17 protein-coding genes are annotated in these 23,562 nt (G+C 43.8%); 11 read left to right on the top strand and 6 right to left on the bottom strand.

The window, feature by feature from the left end:
* Positions 1 to 94: 94 nt before the first annotated feature.
* Both AB5062_RS18020 and AB5062_RS18015 read right to left on the bottom strand, forming a co-directional pair.
* Positions 95 to 2,209: a beta-galactosidase gene (locus AB5062_RS18020; protein ID WP_032953112.1), complete on the bottom strand. Its 2,115-nt coding sequence runs from the start codon at positions 2,207 to 2,209 to the stop codon at positions 95 to 97.
* Positions 2,188 to 4,542, bottom strand: coding sequence for a family 43 glycosylhydrolase (locus AB5062_RS18015; RefSeq protein ID WP_032953113.1), 2,355 nt, complete (start codon positions 4,540 to 4,542; stop codon positions 2,188 to 2,190). Before AB5062_RS18015 ends, AB5062_RS18020 begins: the two co-directional genes overlap by 22 nt.
* 211 nt (positions 4,543 to 4,753) lie before the next feature.
* On the opposite strand from AB5062_RS18015, the gene AB5062_RS18010 reads away from it, so the two are divergent.
* Genes AB5062_RS18010 through AB5062_RS17980 form a run of 7 tightly spaced genes read left to right on the top strand, consistent with a single transcriptional unit; the run spans position 4,754 to position 16,111 of the window.
* Entirely contained in the window at positions 4,754 to 7,621 is a 2,868-nt protein-coding gene (locus AB5062_RS18010; protein WP_032953114.1) for a sugar-binding domain-containing protein, read from the top strand.
* Positions 7,622 to 7,639: 18 nt separating this feature from the next.
* Positions 7,640 to 8,914 (top strand): rhamnogalacturonan acetylesterase, encoded by a 1,275-nt coding sequence (locus AB5062_RS18005; RefSeq protein ID WP_005843654.1) that lies wholly within the window; start codon positions 7,640 to 7,642, stop codon positions 8,912 to 8,914.
* 17 nt (positions 8,915 to 8,931) lie between these two features.
* Positions 8,932 to 10,416 carry a glycoside hydrolase family 28 protein gene (locus AB5062_RS18000; RefSeq protein ID WP_032953115.1) on the top strand — a complete coding sequence of 495 codons (1,485 nt, stop codon included), beginning with the start codon at positions 8,932 to 8,934 and terminating at the stop codon, positions 10,414 to 10,416.
* Positions 10,394 to 11,092: a DUF4450 domain-containing protein gene (locus tag AB5062_RS17995; RefSeq protein WP_011964661.1), complete on the top strand. Its 699-nt coding sequence runs from the start codon at positions 10,394 to 10,396 to the stop codon at positions 11,090 to 11,092. The genes AB5062_RS18000 and AB5062_RS17995 overlap by 23 nt, the downstream gene beginning before the upstream one ends.
* Positions 11,089 to 11,892 carry a hypothetical protein gene (locus tag AB5062_RS17990; RefSeq protein ID WP_005843648.1) on the top strand — a complete coding sequence of 268 codons (804 nt, stop codon included), beginning with the start codon at positions 11,089 to 11,091 and terminating at the stop codon, positions 11,890 to 11,892. Before AB5062_RS17995 ends, AB5062_RS17990 begins: the two co-directional genes overlap by 4 nt.
* Positions 11,893 to 11,907: 15 nt before the next feature.
* On the top strand, positions 11,908 to 13,332 hold the full coding sequence (locus AB5062_RS17985; protein WP_032953116.1) for a glycoside hydrolase family 28 protein: 1,425 nt from the start codon (positions 11,908 to 11,910) through the stop codon (positions 13,330 to 13,332).
* Positions 13,333 to 13,348: 16 nt separating this feature from the next.
* Complete coding sequence (locus tag AB5062_RS17980; RefSeq protein WP_032953117.1) at positions 13,349 to 16,111, top strand: glycosyl hydrolase; 2,763 nt, start codon at positions 13,349 to 13,351, stop codon at positions 16,109 to 16,111.
* A gap of 353 nt (positions 16,112 to 16,464) precedes the next feature.
* Here the strand turns inward: AB5062_RS17980 and AB5062_RS17975 are convergent, their stop codons facing one another.
* Together AB5062_RS17975 and AB5062_RS17970 are read right to left on the bottom strand one after the other, a co-directional pair.
* Positions 16,465 to 16,542: a hypothetical protein gene (locus tag AB5062_RS17975; protein ID WP_185157326.1), complete on the bottom strand. Its 78-nt coding sequence runs from the start codon at positions 16,540 to 16,542 to the stop codon at positions 16,465 to 16,467.
* A gap of 520 nt (positions 16,543 to 17,062) precedes the next feature.
* On the bottom strand, positions 17,063 to 18,049 hold the full coding sequence (locus AB5062_RS17970; RefSeq protein WP_008670369.1) for an isoaspartyl peptidase/L-asparaginase family protein: 987 nt from the start codon (positions 18,047 to 18,049) through the stop codon (positions 17,063 to 17,065).
* A 472-nt stretch (positions 18,050 to 18,521) separates the two neighbouring features.
* On the opposite strand from AB5062_RS17970, the gene AB5062_RS17965 reads away from it, so the two are divergent.
* Positions 18,522 to 18,656 (top strand): hypothetical protein, encoded by a 135-nt coding sequence (locus tag AB5062_RS17965; RefSeq protein ID WP_005843640.1) that lies wholly within the window; start codon positions 18,522 to 18,524, stop codon positions 18,654 to 18,656.
* 100 nt (positions 18,657 to 18,756) lie between these two features.
* Here AB5062_RS17965 and AB5062_RS17960 read toward each other — a convergent pair whose 3' ends face one another.
* Both AB5062_RS17960 and AB5062_RS17955 read right to left on the bottom strand, forming a co-directional pair.
* Positions 18,757 to 19,146, bottom strand: a complete 390-nt coding sequence (locus AB5062_RS17960) for an L-rhamnose mutarotase (RefSeq protein ID WP_005843638.1) — start codon at positions 19,144 to 19,146, stop codon at positions 18,757 to 18,759.
* Entirely contained in the window at positions 19,146 to 20,117 is a 972-nt protein-coding gene (locus tag AB5062_RS17955; protein WP_005843636.1) for an ROK family protein, read from the bottom strand. Before AB5062_RS17955 ends, AB5062_RS17960 begins: the two co-directional genes overlap by 1 nt.
* 152 nt (positions 20,118 to 20,269) lie before the next feature.
* On the opposite strand from AB5062_RS17955, the gene AB5062_RS17950 reads away from it, so the two are divergent.
* From AB5062_RS17950 to AB5062_RS17940, 3 genes are read left to right on the top strand one after another with little or no spacing between them, the layout of a single operon-like run.
* Positions 20,270 to 20,989 carry an ABC transporter ATP-binding protein gene (locus tag AB5062_RS17950; RefSeq protein ID WP_005843634.1) on the top strand — a complete coding sequence of 240 codons (720 nt, stop codon included), beginning with the start codon at positions 20,270 to 20,272 and terminating at the stop codon, positions 20,987 to 20,989.
* Positions 20,990 to 20,998: 9 nt separating this feature from the next.
* Complete coding sequence (locus AB5062_RS17945) at positions 20,999 to 22,255, top strand: ABC transporter permease (protein WP_005853707.1); 1,257 nt, start codon at positions 20,999 to 21,001, stop codon at positions 22,253 to 22,255.
* 4 nt (positions 22,256 to 22,259) lie between these two features.
* A complete protein-coding gene (locus AB5062_RS17940) occupies positions 22,260 to 23,501 on the top strand; it encodes an ABC transporter permease (RefSeq protein ID WP_005853705.1) in 1,242 nt (413 codons plus the stop codon).
* The last annotated feature ends 61 nt before the right edge of the window (positions 23,502 to 23,562 follow it).

Raw genomic sequence — 23,562 nt, 5'->3', positions numbered from 1 at the left:
AAAATCCAAATGACTTCAATTGGAGATGAAACAAAAGAGGCCATCTCAACTCTATTTTGAGACAGCCTCTTTTTGTTCTATCAATCATACGTTTTCAATCAGTAATAGAAAATACCAATACTCCTGCTGTAGGAATTACCGGCTCTCCTATCAGCACTTTGGCTCCCGAAGGAAGTACGAACTTATAAGGTTTATCTGTATAATTCAGTACAATCCCCATACCATTGCGGTACTCTAAAGTAACACCGTATGGTAAATCCATCACAGGAATATTCAATTGCGCATATAGTTTCTTCAAAATATCTTTCTCCAATAATCCGTCCGTACTATCCACTCCCACGTAAGTAACAGTACCTTTTCCCAACTTACGAGTAGTGACTGCCGGTTTTCCTTCATAAAATTCCTGTGTATAAGTAGCCCATACTTGTGAATCCTTACCCGGTTTCAATATCTCTCCCCAAGTATTCCACGTATATTCTTTTCCATCCATCCGTAATTTGCCCAGTTCTTCAGGAAGTAATAAATCATAAAACTCCATTTCATTACCGGTCAGTTCATTTATCATGGAACCGAAAGGAGCTTCGGGTAAACGTCCATGGCGGTCTTTTTGGGCTGTACGACAAGTTAAGACCAAATTACCACCCTTCTTTACATAATCAGTCCATCTGTCTACCAATGCCTTGTCAGCCAATTGATAAGCCGGAGCTATGATCACAGGATAAGAGGAGAACTCCTTGCTTTCACTGATAAAATCTACGGGCGCGCCAAAAGATTTCAACGTGCGATAATATTTCTCAATATGCCCTAATGTATTCCATGTACGATTTTGCTTCTGGCGCTCAATGCTCCATGAATTTTCATGATTAAAAAGAATGGCAGTACGACGCGCCAAATAATCGGCCGGTTTCACCTCACGAGCTGCAACCTGTCCCCGCAGCTGTCTGATTTCTTTCATGAACTGCTCATATTCACGTCCACCGGGAGTTACCGTTGTTCCGTCTGTACCTACAATGCCGTAGTGATATTGTTCCGTGCCATACAGAGGCTGGCGATAACGATAAGTACAGATAAAGTCGCCTCCACCGGCAAATACGCTCCACATCCATAAACGGATAGCTCCGGGCAGCGGTTGAGGATTGATACTCCCCCAATTCACCTGCCCTGGCTGAAGTTCCATTACTCCATAAGTACCTTGTATGGGTCTGAAAAAGTCATTGGCAAAAGCAATACGCAACGGATTTCCCACTCGATATCCGCGACGGCCGATCCCTTCATTGTCTCCATACACCATATAGCGAGTATAACTTTGAAAATCAAGTGCAGGGCTGCCACCTATATGTCCTTCCTCATAATTAGGAATATAGTTAGTAGTCACCCATTGGTTCTTTGCATATTTTTTAATCAACAAACATTGTTCATTCAAAAAGTCGTTTGTCTGACTGGCAGCAAAACGGCGGTAATCCAAAATCTGATGATGATTCATAAACATCTGGGCAGTTTTAGGAAGAGTTATTTCATCAAAAGAAGAATAAACCTCACTCCAAAAAGCCGTTCCCCAGGCATCATTCAATGCTTTAATGTCATGATGATATTTTTCACGTAAAAAATCCCGGAAAGCCAGTTCGGCTTTCGGATTATAATCAAATTGTACGGCCGGCTCATTATCGAGCTGCCAGCCGATTATTCTGGAATCATTTCCATAATGCTGAGCTAACTTCTCTATCATTTTATAAGCCAGTTCTCTATAAACGGGAGAAGCAAAAGAAGCATGTTGACGTGCTCCGTGATCAAGCACGGTACCATTTTCATTTTTAATCAAAATTTCAGGGTATTTACGGCTCAGCCATACCGGTGGAGTTGCCGTAGAAGTACACATAATGACTTTCAAATCATATTTGGCAGCCAAAGCCACCGCTTTATCCAACCAGGCAAAATCATATTTTCCCTCTTCCGGTTCCAATTGCGCCCAAGCAAATTCCGCGAAATGGGTGAATTCAAAACCCAAATCGTGCATCTGTTTAAAATCTCTCTCCCATTGACTCTCATCCCAATGCTCAGGATAATAATAAGCACCGGTCAAGGTCAAATCCTTGTCTTTAAACCAAGGCTGTTGTGCAAAAAGTCCTCCGGCCAAAGAACAAGCCAAAAGAACGGTCACAAATCGTTTTTTCATGATAAAATAGTAATTTAATAGATTTTCCATTCCCATAATCCGGCTGCACCTTTATCTATGTGCAAACGCAAATAACGTACTTTATCTCCCACCGTTACCACATGAGGTGAACATGCCTTCACCTCTTTTACTCCGGCACAAGGTTGCCAATTAGTACCATCATTGGATTTTTCGAGATGCCAGGCATGGCCTTCAGCAGGGTGTACAAAGGCAAATTGACACTCCGTTACCTGCATGGCTTCACCCAAATCCACCATCAGCCAAGGATGATCATCATTTGTTTCTGCCATCCAGCGTGTTCCATTAGACCGGTCGCCTGCATTTCCAGGGTGATATATATGTGTGCGTTCCACCTTGACAAGCGAAGTTTTATCAGCCAAAGGACAATTAGGCTGAGTTTCTATTTCAACCTTAGAAGTACGGGGAGAACGTACGCTGGATGCACTGAAAGAAGCTTTCAGCGCCTTATTTTCGCGCTGTTCCTGGCTGACAGCCAAGTAACCAACTCCCTTTTCATCAGGAACAAGTGTCTTTATAGTGCCATCCTCATTAAATTCCATCCGATTGGCATATACTTGGCGGGTAGTTCCTCCGTCACCGTACTCCAGATATACGAAAATATAATCGTCTGTTTCTTCATTATAAAATACATTCCCATGTCCCGGCCCCCAAACATTATCGGCAATGGATGAAAAAAGAAAAATATCATTGCCTTCGGGCTTTTCAAAGCCCGACAAAGGGGACTGCCGGCTCATCATGTAAGCATTTACATAATTCTGATTCCCTCTCAAAGTATAGATGTAATAATAAATACCTTTACGTTTAAACATAACCGGCCCTTCCGAATACCCTTGACGAGCCGTACTCATCACAACAGTATCACCGGTTAAATGCTGCCAATCGTCAGTCATACGGGCAGCCATCCGGCGGCGCCAGAATAAATAAGCAGTTCCATCATCATCCACAAAAGGTTCCCCATCTATATCCGGAGCAATACAAGATTGATCAAACCCATCCAAAGAATGAGAAGATATAGAATTACGTCCGGCAAAAAGGAAAGGACCTTCGGGACGGTCGGACTTCAGCACATAGGTACGTGCATTCTCATCCGGTTTTACAAAAGTGGTATAAAGATAATATTCACCATTCTTCTCCACTACTCTGCCGGGTGCCCAATAACGAAAATATCCCGTCTTTTTCTCTCCTTTGGCATTGACATATTCATGTCCTTTATGCCAATCGAATCCCACAATATGTGATCCGTCAAAACTCCAGTTTACAAAATCTTTAGATTTCCATACCACAGGAGTCCCTGCTTGTGACAATCCTTTATCAATATCAGTAGTACCATAAAGATAATAAGTATCACCAAATTTGGATAAAGAAGGATCAGCGATATTATCCGGAATAAGAGGATTGAAGTGATGGATACGAAGCAATTTATCAAGTACAGCCTTCTCTACGGTAAAAGCAGTTCCGTGACGGGTTCCTTTTGGAAAAGATACACGGTCGGACACATCTTCCCATGTCTTTCCATGATCACGACTGCAAACAGCTCCATATTGATGATTACGGTATTTATCAAAATAGACATAAAGAGCATCATCTACAAAAAGTGGCGCAGGTCCCTCACACCAATAATTTCCTGTAATGGAAGGAGAAACGGTAGTAGGAAATCCATCCTCTATCCGTGTTGTCCGTGTTATTCTCAAATTCTTCTCTGCCGGCAACGAGTTTTCATTCTTCACCACCATAATCAAGTCTTTCATCACCGGATCGCGTACAATAGCTGCATCAATCACACTGAAATCGGGATTAAAGAACAGTTTGGTTTCAGAAAATGTATTAAAATCCTTCGTCGTAACATAGTAAATACGATGGTTCAGCCCTTTCTCACTCTCAATGACCGGCACTTCCTTGTGACGTCCGGGAATGGTCGTTGCCCAAAAAATATAATAAGTTTGCGAAGGTTCATCATAAAACAATTCAGGTGCCCAGCAATTATGTGCAGCAGGCTCATGCATCATTACCGGAATAGAACGCTGCTCACTCCAATGGATTAAATCGGGAGAAGAGGCGTAACCTATAATCCGGTCTGTCCAACTGGAAGTCCACACCATGTGAAAGGTTCCGTCCGGCGCCTGACAAATACTAGGGTCACGCATCAGACGATCCTTCCCGACCGTAGGTATCAAGAAAGATTTTCCATGATTCAGAGGAGTCCATGTCAGCCCATCCAAACTATAAGCCAAATGAAGACCGTCCCGACTATCATTAATGAAATAAGAGAACAAATAAGCCGTATCACCGGCAAATAATCCGGCAACCGTTCCTAACAAGCAGAACAAACTGAATAATCGTTTTTTCATGTATACAATGATTTAATTGTGAGTATACAAAGATAAAAAGAGATTTGGACTTTTTTCTGCACATACAAGGCATATCCATGTAAAATCGTACAAATATATCGCACATTACCCCTATTTTATACGAATTTCCATCTATATGTACTTCTTTCTATTTACATGCAGATGAAAAGACCTTAATTTAGCAACATCAAATTCAAAGTAAAAAGATACTATGAAAAAAACGTTATTGACAATCTGCCTAGTATGGATGTGCTTCTCGTTAAGCGCACAAAAAATTATTGACTTATCCGGAAAATGGTCATTCAGTATAGACCGTCAGGATAATGGAGAAAAGGAAAAATGGTTCAGCCACACTTTGAATGACTTCATCAACCTGCCCGGTTCCATGCCCGAGAAACAGAAAGGTGATGAGGTTACCGCAAAGACCCAATGGACAGGCAGTCTCTATGACAGTTCCTACTATTATAATCCATACATGGAAAAATACCGTAAAGAAGGTAATATTAAATTTCCATTCTTTCTGACTCCCGACAAACATTATGTAGGAGCTGCTTGGTATCAGAAAGAGGTGAATATACCTGCCGACTGGAAAGGTGAACGTATTTTGTTGTTCCTGGAACGTCCCCATATAGAAACAACCGTATGGGTGAACGGACAAAAGACAGGAATGCAGAATAGTCTTTGTGTTCCCCATCAATATGATATAACCCATTATGTCCGTCCCGGAAAATGTACTATCACCATCCGGGTGGATAATCGTATCAAAGAAATCAATGTCGGACCGGATTCGCACAGCATAACCGACCAGACCCAAGGAAACTGGAACGGCATTGTAGGACGCATCTGTCTGCAAACGACTCCGAAAACATATTTCGATGATATTCAAATATATCCGGAACCGGAACAAAAACTGGCACGTGTCAAAGTCGTCATCAAAGGTACAGGCACTGCAAAAGTAAAATTATCAGCAGAGAGCTTCAATACGGATAAAAAGCATATAGTTCCCGCCATACAACAAGAAATCAAACTTAACAAAGGAGTGACGGAAACAGAAATGGTATTACCTATGGGGAATGATATGCTGCTATGGGATGAATTTCATCCGGCCCTGTACAAACTGAAAGCAGAAGTCACCAATGGGAAAAAAACTGAGATAAAAGAAATACAATTCGGTATGCGCCGATTTGAAATCAAAGGTAAATGGTTTTATGTAAACGGGCGCAAAACCCAGCTTCGCGGAACAGTTGAAAACTGTGACTTCCCGTTGACCGGTTACGCTCCGATGGATGTAGAAAGTTGGGAACGGGTATTCCGTATCTGTCGCAGTTATGGACTGAATCACATGCGTTTCCATTCATTCTGTCCTCCCGAAGCCGCTTTTATGGCTGCCGACCGGGTAGGATTCTATCTGCAACCCGAAGGTCCGAGCTGGCCCAATCATGGTCCCAAATTAGGTTTGGGACAACCTATTGACAAATATCTGATGGACGAAACCATCGCATTAACCAAAGAATATGGCAACTATGCCTCTTATTGCATGTTGGCATGCGGAAACGAACCTAGCGGACGCTGGGTAGAATGGGTGACCAAGTTCGTAGAATATTGGGAAAAGAAGGATCCCAGACATGTATATACCGGAGCATCGGTAGGCAACGGATGGCAATGGCAACCTCGCAACCAATATCATGTAAAGGCTGGGGCACGTGGCCTGACCTGGTCCAAGAAACAACCGTCCACTCAAGACGACTATCGTTTCCAAAATCATCTTGACACCGTGAGACAGCCCTACGTATCCCATGAAACAGGTCAATGGTGCGCTTTCCCCAATTTCAATGAAATACGTAAATATACAGGCGTCAATAAAGCCAAGAACTTCGAGATTTTCAAAGACATTCTGGCTGACAACCACATGAGCGACCAAGCCCATCTATTTATGATGGCCAGCGGAAAGTTGCAAGCCCTTTGTTACAAATATGAAATAGAAAAGACACTCCGCACGCCCGATTATGCCGGTTTCCAATTATTGGCACTGAACGATTATTCGGGTCAGGGAACTGCACTGGTAGGTGTTCTCGATGTTTTCTTTGAAGAAAAAGGATATATCAACTCCGCAGAATGGAGACGTTTCTGCTCACCTACAGTTCCACTGATGCGTACAGATAAATTTGTATATAATAACAAGGAGATTTTAAAGGCGGATATTGAAGTCGCTCATTTTGGTGCCGAGGCATTAAAACAAGCAGAAATTGTATATACGTTAAAAGACGAATATGGCAAAGTATATGCGCAAGGCACATTGGCAACACAAGACATTCCTATCGGAAATTTAAATCGCACGGGTAGCCTTGAGTTTCCGCTCACTGACATCCAAGAGGCTAAAAAGCTGAATCTGGAAATACGCATTACGGGAACAGAAGCTGTAAATGACTGGAATTTCTGGGTTTATCCCGCCCAAGTGACAATAGCCGAAGGAAAAGTATACACTACCGACACCTTGGATTCGAAAGCCCTGGAAATTCTTCAGCATGGTGGAAATGTGCTTATTACAGCTGCAAGCAAAGTGAGTTATGGTAAAGAAGTGGTCCAGCAATTCACTCCTGTATTCTGGAACACCTCCTGGTTCAAAATGCGTCCTCCTCATACCACAGGTATCTTAGTGAACCCCAAACACCCGTTATTCCGTCAGTTTCCGACAGAATATCACAGCAATTTGCAATGGTGGGAACTGCTGAATCGTACTCAAGTGATGCAATTCACCCACTTTCCACCCGCTTTCCAACCTACGGTTCAAAGTATCGACACTTGGTTTATAAGCCGCAAGATAGGTATGTTATTCGAAGCCAATGTATTAAATGGGAAAGTGCTCATGACAAGCATGGACATTACCTCCCAGCCAGAGAAACGCATTGTAGCCCGTCAGATGCATAAAGCCATTTTGGATTATATGAATTCGGACCAGTTCCGTCCGCAATTTACTGTAACGCCTCAACAAATCAGTGAGTTGTTCACAAAAACAGCCGGTGACATAAAATCTTATACCAATGACTCTCCGGATGAACTAAAACCGAAAATCAATTAATAACAATCTATATCAATCATGAAACAGATAGCCCTATTAGCTCTTGGACTTTTAGCGACATTAGGAGTCGAAGCACAAACTTACAAATTCGATTTTACCACAGGTAAAAAGACGAAAGACGGTTATACCAAAATAACTCCCGCCGACAGATACTCGGAGGAAAAGGGATACGGATATGACAGACAGCCCTCTCCGGAAGGTAAAAGTACAGCTCCATTCTTTTTCTCTGTTACGGTTCCCGATGGAAACTACCATGTCACAGCCGTGATAGGAAACAAACGCGCTGCCGGAGAAACAACAGTGCGAGGAGAATCACGCCGCCTTTTCTTCGAAAATGTGAAGACAAAAAAAGGGGAGTTAAAATCTTGTACATTCGTGATCAACAAGCGCAACACACATATTTCGGAAAAAGAAAATGTGCGCATCAAACCGCGTGAACGCCAAAAATTGAACTGGGATGACAAACTAACTTTGGAATTCAACGGGGATGCACCCCAATTGTCCGAACTGATTATTGAGAAAGTAAATAATGTACCCACCGTATTCCTATGCGGTAACTCCACGGTAGTAGACCAGGACAATGAACCTTGGGCAAGCTGGGGACAAATGATTCCCCGCTTCTTCAATGACAGCATTTGTTTTGCCAATTATGCAGAATCCGGCGAAAGCGCCAATACTTTTATCGGTGCAGGACGACTGAAAAAGGCATTGACACAAATGAAACCCGGAGATTATATTTTTATGGAATTCGGTCACAACGACCAAAAGCAAAAAGGTCCCGGTAAAGGAGCTTATTATTCATTTATGACCAGCTTGAAAACATTCATTGATGAGGCAAGGGCACGAGGAGCCTATCCTGTACTGGTAACCCCGACACAACGCCGCAGTTTCGATGAAAACGGGAAAATCAGAGATACTCACGAAGATTATCCCGAAGCAATGCGCTGGTTGGCTGCCAAAGAAAACGTTCCTTTGATCGATCTCAACGAAATGACCCGTACCCTCTATGAAGCAATGGGGGTGGAACCTTCCAAAAAGGCATTCGTACATTATCCTGCCGGAACCTATCCGGGACAAAACAGGGTATTGGCAGATAATACCCACTTCAATCCTTACGGAGCTTATCAAATCTCCAAATGTATCATTGAAGGGATAAAGAAAGCGGGATTACCTATCGCTAACTATTTGCGCAGCGACTATTCCGGTTACAATCCTGCACATCCGGATGCTTTGGACAGTTTCAAATGGAATGACAGCCCGTTTACAGAAATTGAAAAGCCGGACGGCAATTAATTTAAAAGTAGGAACAAATGAACAACAAAACATTATTATTAACCCTATCATTTACCTTAGGTACCCTCTTTACCAATGCCCAATCCCTCCCCGGATTCCAATGGGGAGAAGGGATGGGAACTCCTGACCTTTCGTGGACTGCCCAAGTAGGAGCCAAAACCTATCCGAAGGGAAAAATATTCCAAGCAGCCGATTACGGATTGAAAAATGACAGCACCCGGTTAAGCACTGCCGCCCTGCAGAAAGCCATTGACGAATGCCACCGTTCCGGAGGGGGAACAGTGGAAGTAGCCCCGGGATACTACCGGATTGGTGCCATCTACCTGAAAAGTAATGTAAACCTCCACCTCAACCAAGGTACGACGCTGATAGCCAGTGAGAATATTGATTTATACCCCGAAATGCGCTCCCGCGTGGCAGGTATCGAAATGGTATGGCCCTCGGCAGTCATCAATATTCTGGATGCGGAAAACGCAGCTATCAGCGGAGCAGGTACGTTGGATTGTCGTGGAAAAATATTCTGGGATAAATATTGGACCATGCGGAAGGATTACGAGAAACGCAAACTGCGGTGGATTGTGGACTACGACTGCAAACGTGTAAGAGGTATGCTCATCTCGAACAGCCGCCATATAACACTGAAAGACTTTACCTTGATGCGTACCGGATTTTGGGGTTGCCAAGTGCTGTATTCCGACCAATGTACCTTGAACGGACTGAAAATCAATAATAACGTAGGGGGGCATGGTCCCAGTACGGATGGTATTGACATTGATTCCAGCACCAATATCCTGATTGAAAACTGCGAAGTAGATTGCAACGATGACAATATCTGCCTGAAAGCCGGAAGGGATGCCGACGGCCTGCGCGTAAACCGCCCCACAGAAAATATCATTGTTCGTGGATGCATTGCACGTAAAGGTGCGGGACTGATTACCTGCGGCAGCGAAACTTCAGGCTGCATCCGAAATGTATTGGGATATAACCTCCAAGCATACGGAACCTCTTCCACCCTCCGTCTGAAATCTGCCATGAACCGCGGCGGAACCGTAGAAAATATCTACATGACCCAAGTGACAGCAGACCATGTCCGCCATGTACTGGCAGCGGACCTGAACTGGAACCCCAGCTATAGTTATTCTACTTTGCCGGCTGAATATGAAGGTAAGGAAATTCCCGAACATTGGAAGGTTATGCTGACTCCTGTCACACCTAAAGAAAAAGGGTATCCGCATTTCCGTAATGTATGGCTCAGCGATGTAAAAGCTACTAATGTGCAAATCTTTATCACTGCTGCCGGCTGGAATGAGGAACTGCCTTTGCAGAATTTCCATATTTCCGGCATAAAAGCCAAGGTAAATAAAGCAGGAAGCATTATCTTTACCGAAGACTTCCACCTGGAAGATGTCCGGTTACAAGTAGAAGACGGCAGTCGTGTGGAAGAAAAAAACAATAAGAACGCACAAATCGATATCAGCTATGAAAACAACATGGAATTATAGCCGGCGGCTACTTCCGTTCTTTCTCTGTATGCTGTTGTCTGTCTTTGGCAACAACGCCCAGACTCTTCCCTTCCGTTTATCCAAAGGTGCGGGAACTTTCCGTCTGGGAGTGGTTTGCGGCAATGAAAGTTGCTGGCTGGACCAATGCAGTGTCAAGAAAAAGGGACAGGCTTATACCATTAAAGATAAATTATGGAAAGAAGGTGAAATAAAGCTGATTGTATGTCCATTGACGGATAGTAATGGTTTTATCATGGAGGTTTCGGGTGAGCGATTACCCGAAGAGTTCAAACTTTGCTGGGCTTTCGGTGCATGCGACGGTGCAGACGACTCTGCCGTAACAGACAACAGTATTCCGGTAGCCTCCTGCTTCCATAATGTATTCAGTATAGAAGGAAACGCTTTTACCACCTATTATGGTGAAAGCATGAAACTGAGAACGGTTCATGGGGTATCTCCCATCGGTTCCGAAATTCGTCTGTCCGACGGACATAAACAAGCATCCCCGCTTGCTTTATTCAACTCCGGTAAAAAGACAGATGCCCCCGTCATCTCTGCCCTATGCCCGTGGAAACCGCAAGAAAAGCTCTACTTTTGTTTCTACCAACGAGGCGATTATAATTATTTCATGCTACCCGGATTATTCGGGAAAGAACATAAAACCCGATCAAAATGAAACGATTGTATCCATACCTGTTCTTCCTTTTCCTATGCCTGTCTGCCCAGGCACAGGAATTCAAGGTGTACCAATTTCCGGCAGATAAGGTTCCTGCCATAGATGGCAATACCCACGACTGGGATTGCGTTCCGGCTGATTATAAGATAACGGAAGCAGCTTTAAAGGAAGACGAGGGAAAACATGCACAGCCGGACACTACCACATTGAAAGTCAGTGTCAAAGTAGGTTGGTGTGCAGAAACTCAGAAGTTGTATTTTCTATATGAAGCATACGATAATTATTGGCGGTTCAGTGAGAACTCCTTGAACACGGATATTTTTGAAGTAGTGGTGGATGGCGATTGTTCAGGGGGGCCGTTCATCGACCGTTTTCATCCCACAGCTCCCAAAGATGTGTGGCAAGCCTGGTTCAAATTTCACGGATGCCATGCCCAGAACTATCACATCTTCACCCCGGCTCACGGCAATGACTGGTGTATGTTATGGGGTCCTCAGGTATGGCTGAAACAAAAGCCATACGCTGATTATGCCTATCAGTACTCTTTCAAGGAGGGAGAAGCGGGTAAGCTGGTATTGGAATTCTATATCACCCCCTTTGACCATGCGGATGCCGACGGTCCCGAACTATCTCGCCCTACTTTATTAAAGGAAGGAAATGAAATCGGACTATGCTGGGCGGTGATTGACTGGGATGCCCACCCTGCCTCTAAAGACGGATTCTGGAATTTATCCGATGAGCATACCATGTATGGCAATGCATCTTATTTACGCAAATTCAAACTAATGCCCATTCAGTAAAAGCAAAGACAGACCATGAAACAACTCATACTCTTCCTTTTATGCCTCAGCACATGGACAGCACAGGCAAAGATCTATAATGTAAAAGATTACGGAGCGAAAGCCGACGGTACTACCATTGATAGCCCCGCCATAAACCGGGCCATTGAGGAAGCTGCCTCCCAGGGGGGAGGAACCGTTTATTTCCCTGCGGGAGAATACGCCTGCTATTCCATACGTTTGGCCAGCCATATACATCTGTATATAGAACAAGGAGCACGGATTGTCGGCGCCTTTCCATCAGCAACGGAAGGCTATGACCCGGCAGAACCGAATGAACACACCCAATTCCAGGATTTCGGACACAGTCATTGGAAGAACTCACTTATCTGGGGAATCGGTCTGGAAGACATCACCATCAGCGGACCGGGACTGATTTATGGCAAAGGACTCACCCGTGAGGAAAGCCGTCTGCCCGGTGTAGGCAATAAAGCCATCAGCTTGAAACTCTGCAAGAACGTGACATTGAAAGACTTCTCTTTGTTGCATTGCGGTCATTTCGGCCTGCTGGCTACAGGAGTAGACAATCTGAGCATTCTGAACGTGAAAGTAGATACCAACCGGGACGGTTTTGACATAGACTGCTGCAAAAATGTCCGCATCAGTCATTGCACCGTCAACGCTCCCTGGGATGACGCTATCGTGCTTAAAGCGTCCTACGGATTAGGCTATTTCAAGGATACGGAAAATGTAACCATCTCCGATTGTTTTGTCAGCGGATACGACCGTGGCAGTGTATTGGATTGCACTTGGCAAAGGGACGAGCCCCAAGCGCCGGATCACGGATTTGTAACGGGACGCATTAAATTAGGAACGGAATCCAGCGGCGGTTTCAAAAACATAGCCATCACCAACTGCATCTTCGAGCGTTGTCGCGGACTTGCCCTGGAAACAGTGGACGGTGGCAAACTGGAAGATATCGTCATCAGTAACATCACGATGCGCGATATTGTCAACGCCCCCATCTTCCTGCGGTTAGGAGCCCGGATGCGCAGCCCGCAAGGAACACCCGTGGGCACAATGAAACGCATCCTCATCAGCCACGTCAATGTATTTAATGCCGACTCGCGCTACTCCTCCATTATCAGCGGAATACCGGGAGCCCTTATTGAAGATGTGACACTGAGCGATATTCATATCTATCACCAAGGAGGATATACAGAAGCCGACGGACTTCTGACTCCTCCCGAACAAGAGAAAGTATATCCTGAACCGTGGATGTTCGGAACGATTCCCGCCAAAGGTTTCTACATCCGCCACGCACGCAACATCACCTTGGACAATGTAAATTACCATTACGAGAAAGCGGACGGACGTCCCTTGTTTGTCACGGATGATGCCAGTGATATCAGATACAGGAACATCACAGTGGATGGAAAAGAGTTCAATACAGCCAACTAATAAAAAACAAAATAGAATGAAGAGAAAATATTTATTTTTCAGCCTGTTGCTGGCCGGAAGTAGCCTTTACGCACAAGAATGGCCGGCAGTGCGACCCGAAGCTCGCCCCGCCACCCGCTGGTGGTGGCTGGGAAGTGCTGTCGATGCAACCAATCTGACCTACAATCTGGAAGAATATGCCAAAGCCGGACTGGGAGGTGTTGAAATCACTCCTATTTATGGTGTTCAAGGCAACGATAAGAATAACCTTCCTTTCCTCAGCCCGCAATGGATGAATATGTTGCAACATACTGAAGCTGAAGGAAAACGTATCGGTATTGAAGTAGATATGAACACCGGTACCGGATGGCCCTTCGGCGGTCCTCACGTGAGTATGACAGATGCTGCTACCAAAGCTATTTTTCAATCCTATCAAGTAGAGGGTGGAAAAGAAATTACGCTAGATTTGAAAGTAGAAGAAGAAAAACAACGCCCTGTAGCCACTTTAAGCCGGGTTATGGCCTATAATGCGGACAATAAGCAATGTCTTAACCTCACTTCCAAAGCGAAGAACGGACAATTACAATGGAAAGCTCCGGCAGGACATTGGAATATCATCACCTTATATATAGGCAAGACTTTCCAAAAAGTGAAACGTGCTGCTCCCGGTGGAGAAGGCTATGTGATGAACCACCTGGATAAAGGAGCCGTAAAACGCTATTTTGCCAACTTTGACAAAGCCTTTAAAGAAAACAAGACCAATTTTCCACATACTTTTTTCAATGACTCTTACGAAGTATATGGTGCTGACTGGACTCCTGATTTTCTGGAACAATTCGCCCGCCGTCGCGGCTATAAACTGGAAGAACACTTCCCTGAATTTATAGCTCAGGACCGTAATGAAACCACCGCCCGCATAGTCAGTGACTATCGCGAAACCATCTCCGATTTATTGATTGAGAATTTCAGTACCCAATGGACTAACTGGGCACACGGTCACGGCAGCATCACCCGTAACCAGGCACACGGTTCCCCTGCCAATCTGATAGATACCTATGCCTCCGTGGACATTCCCGAATGCGAAGGGTTCGGCCTGTCGCAATTCCATATTAAAGGATTGCGTCAAGATTCCCTGACACGTAAGAATGACTCCGACCTTTCCATGCTGAAATATGCTTCTTCCGCCGCTCATATCGCCGGAAAGCCCTACACCTCATCCGAAACATTCACCTGGCTGACAGAACATTTCCGTACCTCACTTTCCCAGTGCAAACCGGATATGGATTTGATGTTCGTATCAGGTGTAAACCACATGTTTTTCCACGGAACTCCCTACAGTTCCAAAGAAGCCAAATGGCCGGGATGGAAGTTCTATGCCTCTATTGACATGTCTCCTACCAATAACATTTGGCAGGATGCTCCTGCTTTCTTTAAATATATCACCCGTTGCCAGTCTTTCCTGCAAATGGGGAAACCGGACAATGATTTTCTTGTTTATCTGCCTGTATATGATATGTGGCAGGAACAGCCGGGCCGTCTTTTGCTGTTCAGCATCCATGATATGGCAAAACGTGCTCCCAAGTTTATAGAAACCGTTCATACCATCAGCAATTGCGGCTATGACATGGATTATATCTCTGACAACTTTGTGAAAAGCACCCGTTGCGTAAATGGCAAATTACTGACCAAAGGAGGAACTTCCTATAAGGCCATCATCATTCCTGCTGTAAAACTAATGCCGTCCGAGGTACTCGGCCATTTACTAAAGCTGGCACAAGCCGGAGCTACTATCATCTTTACCGAAAACTATCCGCAGGATGTACCCGGTTATGGAAAACTGGAAGCACGCCGGAAAGGCTTTGCGCAATTACAAAAGCAATTTCCGGAAATTGCTTCTTTCGATGAGACGGTGGCAACTCCTTATCAAAAAGGGATCATCATTACAGGAAACAACTATCAATCTGCCTTGGAAAAAAGCGGTGTTGTTCCCGAAGAGATGAAAACGCGGTATGGCTTACAATGTATCCGCCGCTCCCATGCCGATGGACATCATTATTTCATCTCCTCATTGCAGGAAAAAGGAGTAAACGACTGGATAACCTTAGCCGTTCCCGCAGAAAGTGTCATGCTGTTCAATCCGATGACGGGAGAAAAAGGGAAAGCACAAACCCGCAAGCAAGAAGGCAAAACCCAAGTACACCTCCAACTGCATTCCGGCGAAAGCGTGATCCTGCAAACTTTCAACCATGCCCTGACAGACGTTGCCGAATGGAAATACGTTCAAGAACAACCTGTCAGCCTCAGCCTTGATCACGGCTGGAAACTTCATTTTACAAAAAGCACTCCCCGGATAGAAGGTACATTTGATATCGACACTCCGTCTTCGTGGACTGAAATTGCTCACCCCAACGCTCCGATTACCATGGCGGCGGGAGTATATACCAATATCATCACTGTTCCCCATATTCCCGCCGATGACTGGATACTGGATTTGGGCGATGTGCGGGAAAGTGCCCGTGTGCGCATCAACGGACAAGATGCCGGAACGGCATGGGCCGTACCTTATCAGTTGAAAGTAGGCAAATGGCTGAAACCGGGAGATAACAAGATAGAAATAGAAGTGACCAATCTGCCTGCCAACCGCATTGCGGATATGGATCGTCGGGGTGAGAAATGGCGTATCTTCAATGAAATCAATGTGGTGAATCTGCAATACAAACCGGTACCTTATACTGATTGGCAACCATTGCCATCGGGATTGAATGGTAGTGTAAGGTTGATACCGGTTACTTATAAATAAGATATCCGATAGTGGCAGCCTATTGGCGGAGTTAATCCAGACTGTATTTGAAAGACTGAATTAATTCCGCCAATGTTTTTTACCTCATGCTCAGTGAGTGCACCTGCAACCGATCAAGCCGCAGCGAAACAGCATTTTATAGCAAAACGGCGTATTTACGGATAGTATCCAAATGTTCCCTAAGCGTCTGATCATTACCAGCCTGCTGCATATTATATTCCGGTTACAGCCGCATCAGCGAACCGGCAGGATATCCAGCATCGCTTCAAACATCATGGCTGTAGGAGTAGTCAAGCCTCAATTGAATGTATATCACTCCCTACCCTATAGCATAAGCCTTTTCTTTCTCCAGGTTAAACCTTTTTATACGGATATGTTCTATCTCCATAGCCTTTGGAGTTATCTCCATAAGCTTTGGAGTTATCTCCCAAGGCTATGGAGTTAACTCCAAAGGCTTGCGGAGATAAAACAGGCAGGAAGAAAAGCCTTAACCATACGTCAGGAAAGGGTTAGGGATACGGATAAGATCCTTTAAGGACGAATCGGATGCCAAAGTCTTTTTTGCAGATGCCTTTTTCGAATGAAAGTCCCGCTAACATTCTACAGTTCCAAAACTTTTCCGTCAGTGAATAGTCGAGATGCCATCCGTACCGGTTCCCGATAAGCATACCAACCGTCCGTATCGTTACATACAGCCTACAGCTTTCAAACAGATGTGTCTATTCCAAGGGGTAACGAAGCTAAGACAAAATGTGACAGGAATTCCCAAGCTATCAGAGGAAAGGGAAGTGATAACAGATAAAAAGTGGTGGTAGCAGGTGTTTTTCATGCTACTACCACCACCTTTGAAACGCCCTGTTCATGGGTGTTTACGAAAGAGGATGGTAGTAGTGGTAGCAGTTTTGCAAAACTCTGTTGCAGGTGGGAGGAAAATTCAAACAGGAACTAAAATTATAAAGTTTTCATCTTCTTCCCTATGCCCACTGCTTTAGAAATTTTGCCTGTTCCTTTTTCCTTATACAAGTAGCCACGGAACATGCCTCCGCTATTAAACGGCATGGCAAAATTACCTTTCTTGTCCACTGCAATCAATCCACCATTTCCCTCCTTGGTATTCAGTTCCTGATGGATAATATAATCGGCAGCCTCCCCGACAGGCTGATGCAGCAACTTCACACGAGTAGAAAGATTATAAGCTACGACGTGACGGATAAAATACTCCCCATGCCCGGTGCACGACACAGCACAACCTTCATTATCCGCATAAGTACCTGCACCAATCACCGGAGAATCTCCCACACGGCCCCATTGCTTCTTGAACATACCACCGGTACTTGTTCCCGCTGTCAGGTTACCTTGCTTGTCCAGTACCACACAGCCCACAGTTCCATTCTTCTTGCTCTCCTTCTTCAAATCCTCTATCCACTTCAACGTCTTAGGAGTAGCAAAATACATATTATCCACAATTTCCAGTCCTTGTGACTTTGCAAACCGGTCAGCACCCTCACCTGCCAGCATCACGTGAGGTGTTTTAGTTTTTACCGCATAAGCTGCATTAATCGGATTCTTCACCGTTTTCAACCCGGCGACAGCTCCTGCTGTCAAATCCTTACCTTCCATAATAGAAGCATCCAGCTCAAAAGTACCGGCACTGGTACAAGTAGCCCCTTTACCTGCATTGAACAAGGGGTTATTCTCAAAGTAGTTGACAACTGCCATTACCGCTTCAGGCCCTTCGCCTCCGGCAGACAGTATAGCATTTCCAATGCTCAAAGCTGAATCTAAAGCCGCATAATACAAGGTTGATTTCTCCTTATCGTCCTCGAGGTTTTCCATAGCACCGGCACCTCCATGAACAACAATTACGTATTCTCTCTCCTGTGCCAGCATGCGGCACAATGGTAATAAGAGCAGAATTGTGATAAATAAGTGTTTCATAATAGTAGTTTAATATCAATAGTATGGTGCGAATGTAACAAAACAATTTGTAAAAAGGAAACTTTATGCAGAGATATAGACATAAAAAAAGGAGCAACGCCTTGCTCCAACCTTTGTTAACCTTAAATCTAATACTATGAAAAACACAATGCAAAGGTACGAACATTATTGAAATTTGCAAATTCGACAAAAAGAAAATTATGTTCTCTAACATGATTTAAGGAGATCCGCCACATTTGTTAATGAACATTTCCCTGTCAGATTATAAGTGACATTTTTACAGTTATATTTCTTAACGTATACTAAACCATAAGACAAAATACACATTAAAAGTTAAATAAAGCGGATTGATACTATGTTTTAAAACATAAATAGGAATTTTGGTGTTATCTTTGCAGTAGTAAAAGAGAAAACAAAAGGTTTTTAGGAATAACCAGTTCTCCAAACGGGAGAACATAAAAAAGATGTAATTATGAAAAGAACAAATGACACAATCGAGATGTTGCAGTATCAGTTAAGAAGATACAAAGCAATGAGAAAGGGAGCTGCTTGCCAATCTTTGCAATACAAGCTTCAGAAATTAATGAGCCAACAGGCTAATGCCTGATGAGCTCTACCATAAAGAACACAAGTTTATAATTTTATAATATAAGAAAAAGGATATGATTTTTATCATATCCTTTTCTTATTATTATCTAGAATGAAAGTTATTCATATAGATAAAACATTCTATCCATCAACTGCCATTTTTCAGCCGAAGACGCTCCCGGCTCTGCCTGTTGAAAGACAGACATATACTCTTCCCATTCTGCCTGACGAGGCAACGTAGCCATTCTGGCCATGGCCGTATCCCAATCAAAATCGAGAGGAGTTTCCACTATCATAAACAAATTAGTTCCCAGGATATAAATTTCCATTTCCAAAATACCGACTTCACGAATAGCTGCCAATGTTTCCGGCCAAACCTTGCCTTCCGAATGACGCTTTCTATACTCGGCTATCAAGGCCGCATCGTTTTTCAGATTCAACATCTGGCAATAACGTTTTACCGGTCCCTGATATTTCCGAACTTTATATCCTTGCTTTTTGTTTTCCATTATTCTCTTACTTCCCAGCCTAATGCACTAGCTCCCAACACGGCGGCATCAGCATCCTTCAATTCAGAAATCAACAATTTAGTCTTACCTTCGTAAATCTTCAAGATATTATCATCTATAGCTTTACGGATCGGCTTCATGATATAATCACCTGATTTTGCCAATCCACCAAACAGGATAATCGCTTCCGGGCTGGAGAAAGCAATGAAATCCGCCAAAGCCTCACCCAAAATACGTCCTGTATATTCAAAGATATCTTGTGCTAATTTATCCCCTCTTACAGCCGCGTCAAAAACATCTTTAGATACAATATCTTCAGCCGGGATATCTCTTAACAAACTAGGTTCGGGACGGGCAACCAGAAATTCACGTGCCGTGCGTGCCACACCTGTAGCCGAACAATAAGTTTCCAAACAGCCCTTACGACCACAACCACACTGACGTCCGTCACGACGAACGATCACATGTCCCAATTCTCCGGCAAAACCATCGTGTCCGTAAACCAGTTGTCCATTTATTACGATACCACTACCAACACCGGTTCCAAGAGTAATCATAATAAAGTCTTTCATGCCACGAGCCGCACCATAAGTCATTTCACCGATAGCGGCAGCATTAGCATCATTTGTCAAGGCAGTAGGAACACCTATTGCTTCTTCAAACAAAGTAGCCAAGGGAATCACCCCTTTCCAAGGAAGATTCGGAGCAAATTCAATGGTTCCGTTATAGTAGTTTCCATTAGGAGCACCTACACCCATACCTTTAATTTTTTCTACGCCACCGAACGATTCAATCAACGGACGCAATTTTGAACTGACAGCCTCTACATAATCCTCTATCTTAGAAAATGATTGTGTCTTAACTGAATCGGTAGCCAATACGTTACCACGCGAATCTACGATGCCAAAAACTGTATTAGTTCCGCCAATGTCCATACCTACTACGTAGGGTTTTTCCATGCCTGTTACCATGATATATTATTATTTAGGGTTAGTTATTTTGAGCAAATGTACACAATGAGAAAAAAGAGAGCAAATTTTTTTTCAATTATTTCATATAGCATTGCAACTTTTTGTATCTTCGGCACGTCTAACCAGACAAACACAAGTTAAATTCATCGGTAATGATACATTTAGAGAATATCAACAAAACCTATCATAACGGAGCTCCGCTACATGTTTTGAAAGGTATCAACCTCGACATAGAACGAGGTGAGTTTGTTTCCATTATGGGGGCTTCAGGTTCCGGAAAGTCCACTTTATTGAATATTTTAGGCATCTTGGACAATTACGATTCGGGAGAATATTATTTGAACGATGTATTAATCAAGAATCTGAGTGAAACCCGCTCTGCCGAATACAGAAACCGGATGATAGGATTCATCTTTCAGTCTTTCAACCTGATTTCTTTTAAAAATGCGGTAGAAAATGTAGCTCTTCCCCTCTTCTATCAGGGAGTGAGCCGAAAAAAAAGGAATCAAATGGCATTAGAATACCTTGACAAACTAGGTCTTAAAGAATGGGCGCATCATATGCCCAATGAATTGTCCGGCGGACAAAAACAACGTGTAGCCATAGCACGTGCCTTGATATCCAAACCGCAAATCATCCTTGCCGATGAACCTACCGGAGCCCTGGACAGCAAAACATCCGTGGAAGTGATGAATATTCTGAAAGAACTGCATAAAAACGAGGGGCTGACAATTGTTGTCGTCACTCATGAAAGTGGAGTAGCGAACCAAACGGACAAAATCATCCATATCAAGGACGGACTGATTGAACGGATTGAAGAAAACATAGACCATAATGCCTCTCCTTTCGGCAAGAACGGATTCATGAAATAACTGACACACATGATTGATCTTATTCAAGAAATATTCGGAACAATAAAGCGCAATAAATTACGCACGTTCCTCACCGGCTTTGCCGTAGCTTGGGGTATCTTCATGCTGATCGTACTGCTGGGGGCAGGCAACGGACTAATCCATGCTTTCGAAAGCTCATCTGCAGATATGGCTATGAATTCCATCAAAGTATTTCCCGGCTGGACTTCCAAAGCATACGACGGATTAAAAGAAGGACGCCGCATTGAACTGGACAATAAAGACTATCGGATAACCGAAACCGATTTTCCCAAAAATGTCATCAGTGTAGGAGCTACCGTACGTCAGAGTAATGTGACTTTAACATATGGACAAGACTATGTATCCACCACATTGGAAGGAGTATACCCTAATCATAAGGATGTAGAAAGAGTAAAACCTGCAGGGGGGCGATTTATCAATGACATCGATATCCGTCAACGGCGAAAAGTAATCATTCTTCATACAAAAACCGCAGAAATGCTCTTTAAAAAAGACGCAGACAAAGCTATCGGAAAATTTGTCAACGCCAATGGAGTAGTATATCAAGTGGTAGGCCTTTTTACCGACAAGGGAAGTTTCCAACCTAACGCCTTCATCCCATTCACCACCTTACAACTCATATATAATAAAGGTGACAAGCTGAACAATTTGATATTTATGACACAAGGACTCGATACAGAAGAAAAAAATGAAATCTTTGAAAAGGAGTACCGCAAAGCTATCGGCGTACACCACCGGTTTACAGCTGATGACAAAGGCGCTATCTGGATGTGGAACCGTTTCACCCAATTCCTGCAACAAGAAAAAGGTATGCGCATTCTGACTATAGCCATTTGGGTAATAGGCATATTCACTTTGCTGAGTGGCATCGTAGGTGTAAGTAATATCATGCTGATCACAGTAAAAGAACGGACCCGTGAATTTGGTATCCGCAAAGCGTTGGGTGCCAAACCTATATCTATCTTATGGCTAATCATAGCCGAAAGCGTAACAATTACCACCTTTTTCGGGTATATAGGAATGGTGGCAGGCATTGCTGCCACGGAATACATGAACACAGTGGCAGGAAACCAAACTGTAGACGCAGGCGTTTTCACCGAAACAGTTTTCCTCAATCCCACAGTAGATATCAGTATAGCCATACAAGCAACCATGACATTGGTGATAGCCGGTACACTGGCAGGTTTCTTTCCTGCCCGCAAGGCCGTCATGATCCGACCAATCGAAGCACTTAGAGCAGATTAAAATTATGAGAATAGATTTAGACAGGTGGGAAGAAATATTCATCACCATTACCAGAAACAAGACACGTAGCCTATTGACCGCTTTTGGTGTTTTTTGGGGCATATTCATGCTGGTTGCCCTTATGGGGGGTGGCCAGGGACTACAAGATATGATGTCGGCCAACTTTAAAGGATTCGCCACCAATTCCGTTTTTTTCGGAAGTAATAAAACCAGTGAAGCCTATAAAGGATTTAGAAAAGGACGTTATTGGGATATGGAATTTAACGATGTGGAACGTATCCGCCAAGCCGTACCGGAAGTAGAAGTTATCACTCCCAATATCAGCCGATGGGGCTCTACTGCTATTTTCGGAGACAAGAAAAGCTCCTGTGCCGTCAGAGGATTACAGCCTGATTATGAAAAGATAGAAGCTCAAAATATTACAATGGGGCGCTTTATCAATGACGTAGACATACTGGAAAGCCGGAAAGTATGCACCATAGGAAAACGAGTATACGACGAACTGTTTCCCCAAGGAGGAAACCCATGCGGACAATATTTGCGTGTGGATGGTATTTACTATCAGATTGTAGGTGTTAGCTTATCAACCAGTAACATGAATATCAATGCAGGAACAGAGGATAGTGTAACTCTTCCATTTACTACCATGCAAAAAGCATACAATTTTGGAAAGCGCATTGATTTAGTCTGTATTACCGTAAAACCGGGTGTGACCGTTACCAGTATAGCCGACAAAATAGAACAAGTAATCAAGAAAGCGCACTATATCCACCCGGACGACAAACAAGCGGTGATCATGGTCAATGCAGAAGCAATGTTCAGCATGATTGACAATCTGTTCACAGGAATCAAAATTTTGGCATGGATGGTAGGTTTGGGAACATTGCTGGCAGGAGCTATCGGAGTAAGCAATATTATGATGGTTACCGTGAAAGAACGTACAACCGAAATCGGCATCCGCCGAGCCATTGGCGCACGCCCTAAAGATATTCTAAACCAAATTCTTTCTGAAAGCATGGTATTGACAACTTTTGCAGGATTGATGGGAATTAGTTTCGGAGTCTTGATCTTACAAGGGCTGGAAATAGGAACGGCAGCTTCGGGTACAGAGGCTCATTTCCAAATCAGCTTCTGGATGGCCGTCGGGGCCTGCATCTTATTGATGGTCCTAGGTATGCTGGCCGGATTGGCACCGGCTTATCGCGCTATGGCCATCAAACCCATTGAGGCTATAAGAGACGAATAAAGCCGTCCGACGTAACGGATAAAGTTTCCATGCAAGAACAAACAAGAATAAAAAAATAATA

The sequence above is a fragment of the Phocaeicola sp. RTP21359st1_B8_RTP21360_211022 genome (assembly GCF_040911965.1).
Lineage (GTDB): Bacteria > Bacteroidota > Bacteroidia > Bacteroidales > Bacteroidaceae > Phocaeicola > Phocaeicola vulgatus.
This window is presented reverse-complemented; position numbering and strand designations above follow the sequence as displayed.

What these genes read in the sequence shown, in the direction of transcription:
- AB5062_RS17945 (WP_005853707.1), top strand. Translation starts at nt 20,999, where the DNA reads ATGATTGATCTTATTCAAGAAATATTCGGAACAATAAAGCGCAATAAA.
- AB5062_RS18020 (WP_032953112.1), bottom strand. Translation starts at nt 2,209, where the DNA reads ATGGGAATGGAAAATCTATTAAATTACTATTTTATCATGAAAAAACGA.
- AB5062_RS18015 (WP_032953113.1), bottom strand. Translation starts at nt 4,542, where the DNA reads ATGAAAAAACGATTATTCAGTTTGTTCTGCTTGTTAGGAACGGTTGCC.
- AB5062_RS17940 (WP_005853705.1), top strand. Translation starts at nt 22,260, where the DNA reads ATGAGAATAGATTTAGACAGGTGGGAAGAAATATTCATCACCATTACC.
- AB5062_RS17960 (WP_005843638.1), bottom strand. Translation starts at nt 19,146, where the DNA reads ATGGAAAACAAAAAGCAAGGATATAAAGTTCGGAAATATCAGGGACCG.
- AB5062_RS17950 (WP_005843634.1), top strand. Translation starts at nt 20,270, where the DNA reads ATGATACATTTAGAGAATATCAACAAAACCTATCATAACGGAGCTCCG.
- AB5062_RS18010 (WP_032953114.1), top strand. Translation starts at nt 4,754, where the DNA reads ATGAAAAAAACGTTATTGACAATCTGCCTAGTATGGATGTGCTTCTCG.
- AB5062_RS17995 (WP_011964661.1), top strand. Translation starts at nt 10,394, where the DNA reads ATGAAAACAACATGGAATTATAGCCGGCGGCTACTTCCGTTCTTTCTC.
- AB5062_RS18000 (WP_032953115.1), top strand. Translation starts at nt 8,932, where the DNA reads ATGAACAACAAAACATTATTATTAACCCTATCATTTACCTTAGGTACC.
- AB5062_RS17955 (WP_005843636.1), bottom strand. Translation starts at nt 20,117, where the DNA reads ATGGTAACAGGCATGGAAAAACCCTACGTAGTAGGTATGGACATTGGC.
- AB5062_RS17985 (WP_032953116.1), top strand. Translation starts at nt 11,908, where the DNA reads ATGAAACAACTCATACTCTTCCTTTTATGCCTCAGCACATGGACAGCA.
- AB5062_RS17980 (WP_032953117.1), top strand. Translation starts at nt 13,349, where the DNA reads ATGAAGAGAAAATATTTATTTTTCAGCCTGTTGCTGGCCGGAAGTAGC.
- AB5062_RS17965 (WP_005843640.1), top strand. Translation starts at nt 18,522, where the DNA reads ATGAAAAGAACAAATGACACAATCGAGATGTTGCAGTATCAGTTAAGA.
- AB5062_RS17970 (WP_008670369.1), bottom strand. Translation starts at nt 18,049, where the DNA reads ATGAAACACTTATTTATCACAATTCTGCTCTTATTACCATTGTGCCGC.
- AB5062_RS17990 (WP_005843648.1), top strand. Translation starts at nt 11,089, where the DNA reads ATGAAACGATTGTATCCATACCTGTTCTTCCTTTTCCTATGCCTGTCT.
- AB5062_RS18005 (WP_005843654.1), top strand. Translation starts at nt 7,640, where the DNA reads ATGAAACAGATAGCCCTATTAGCTCTTGGACTTTTAGCGACATTAGGA.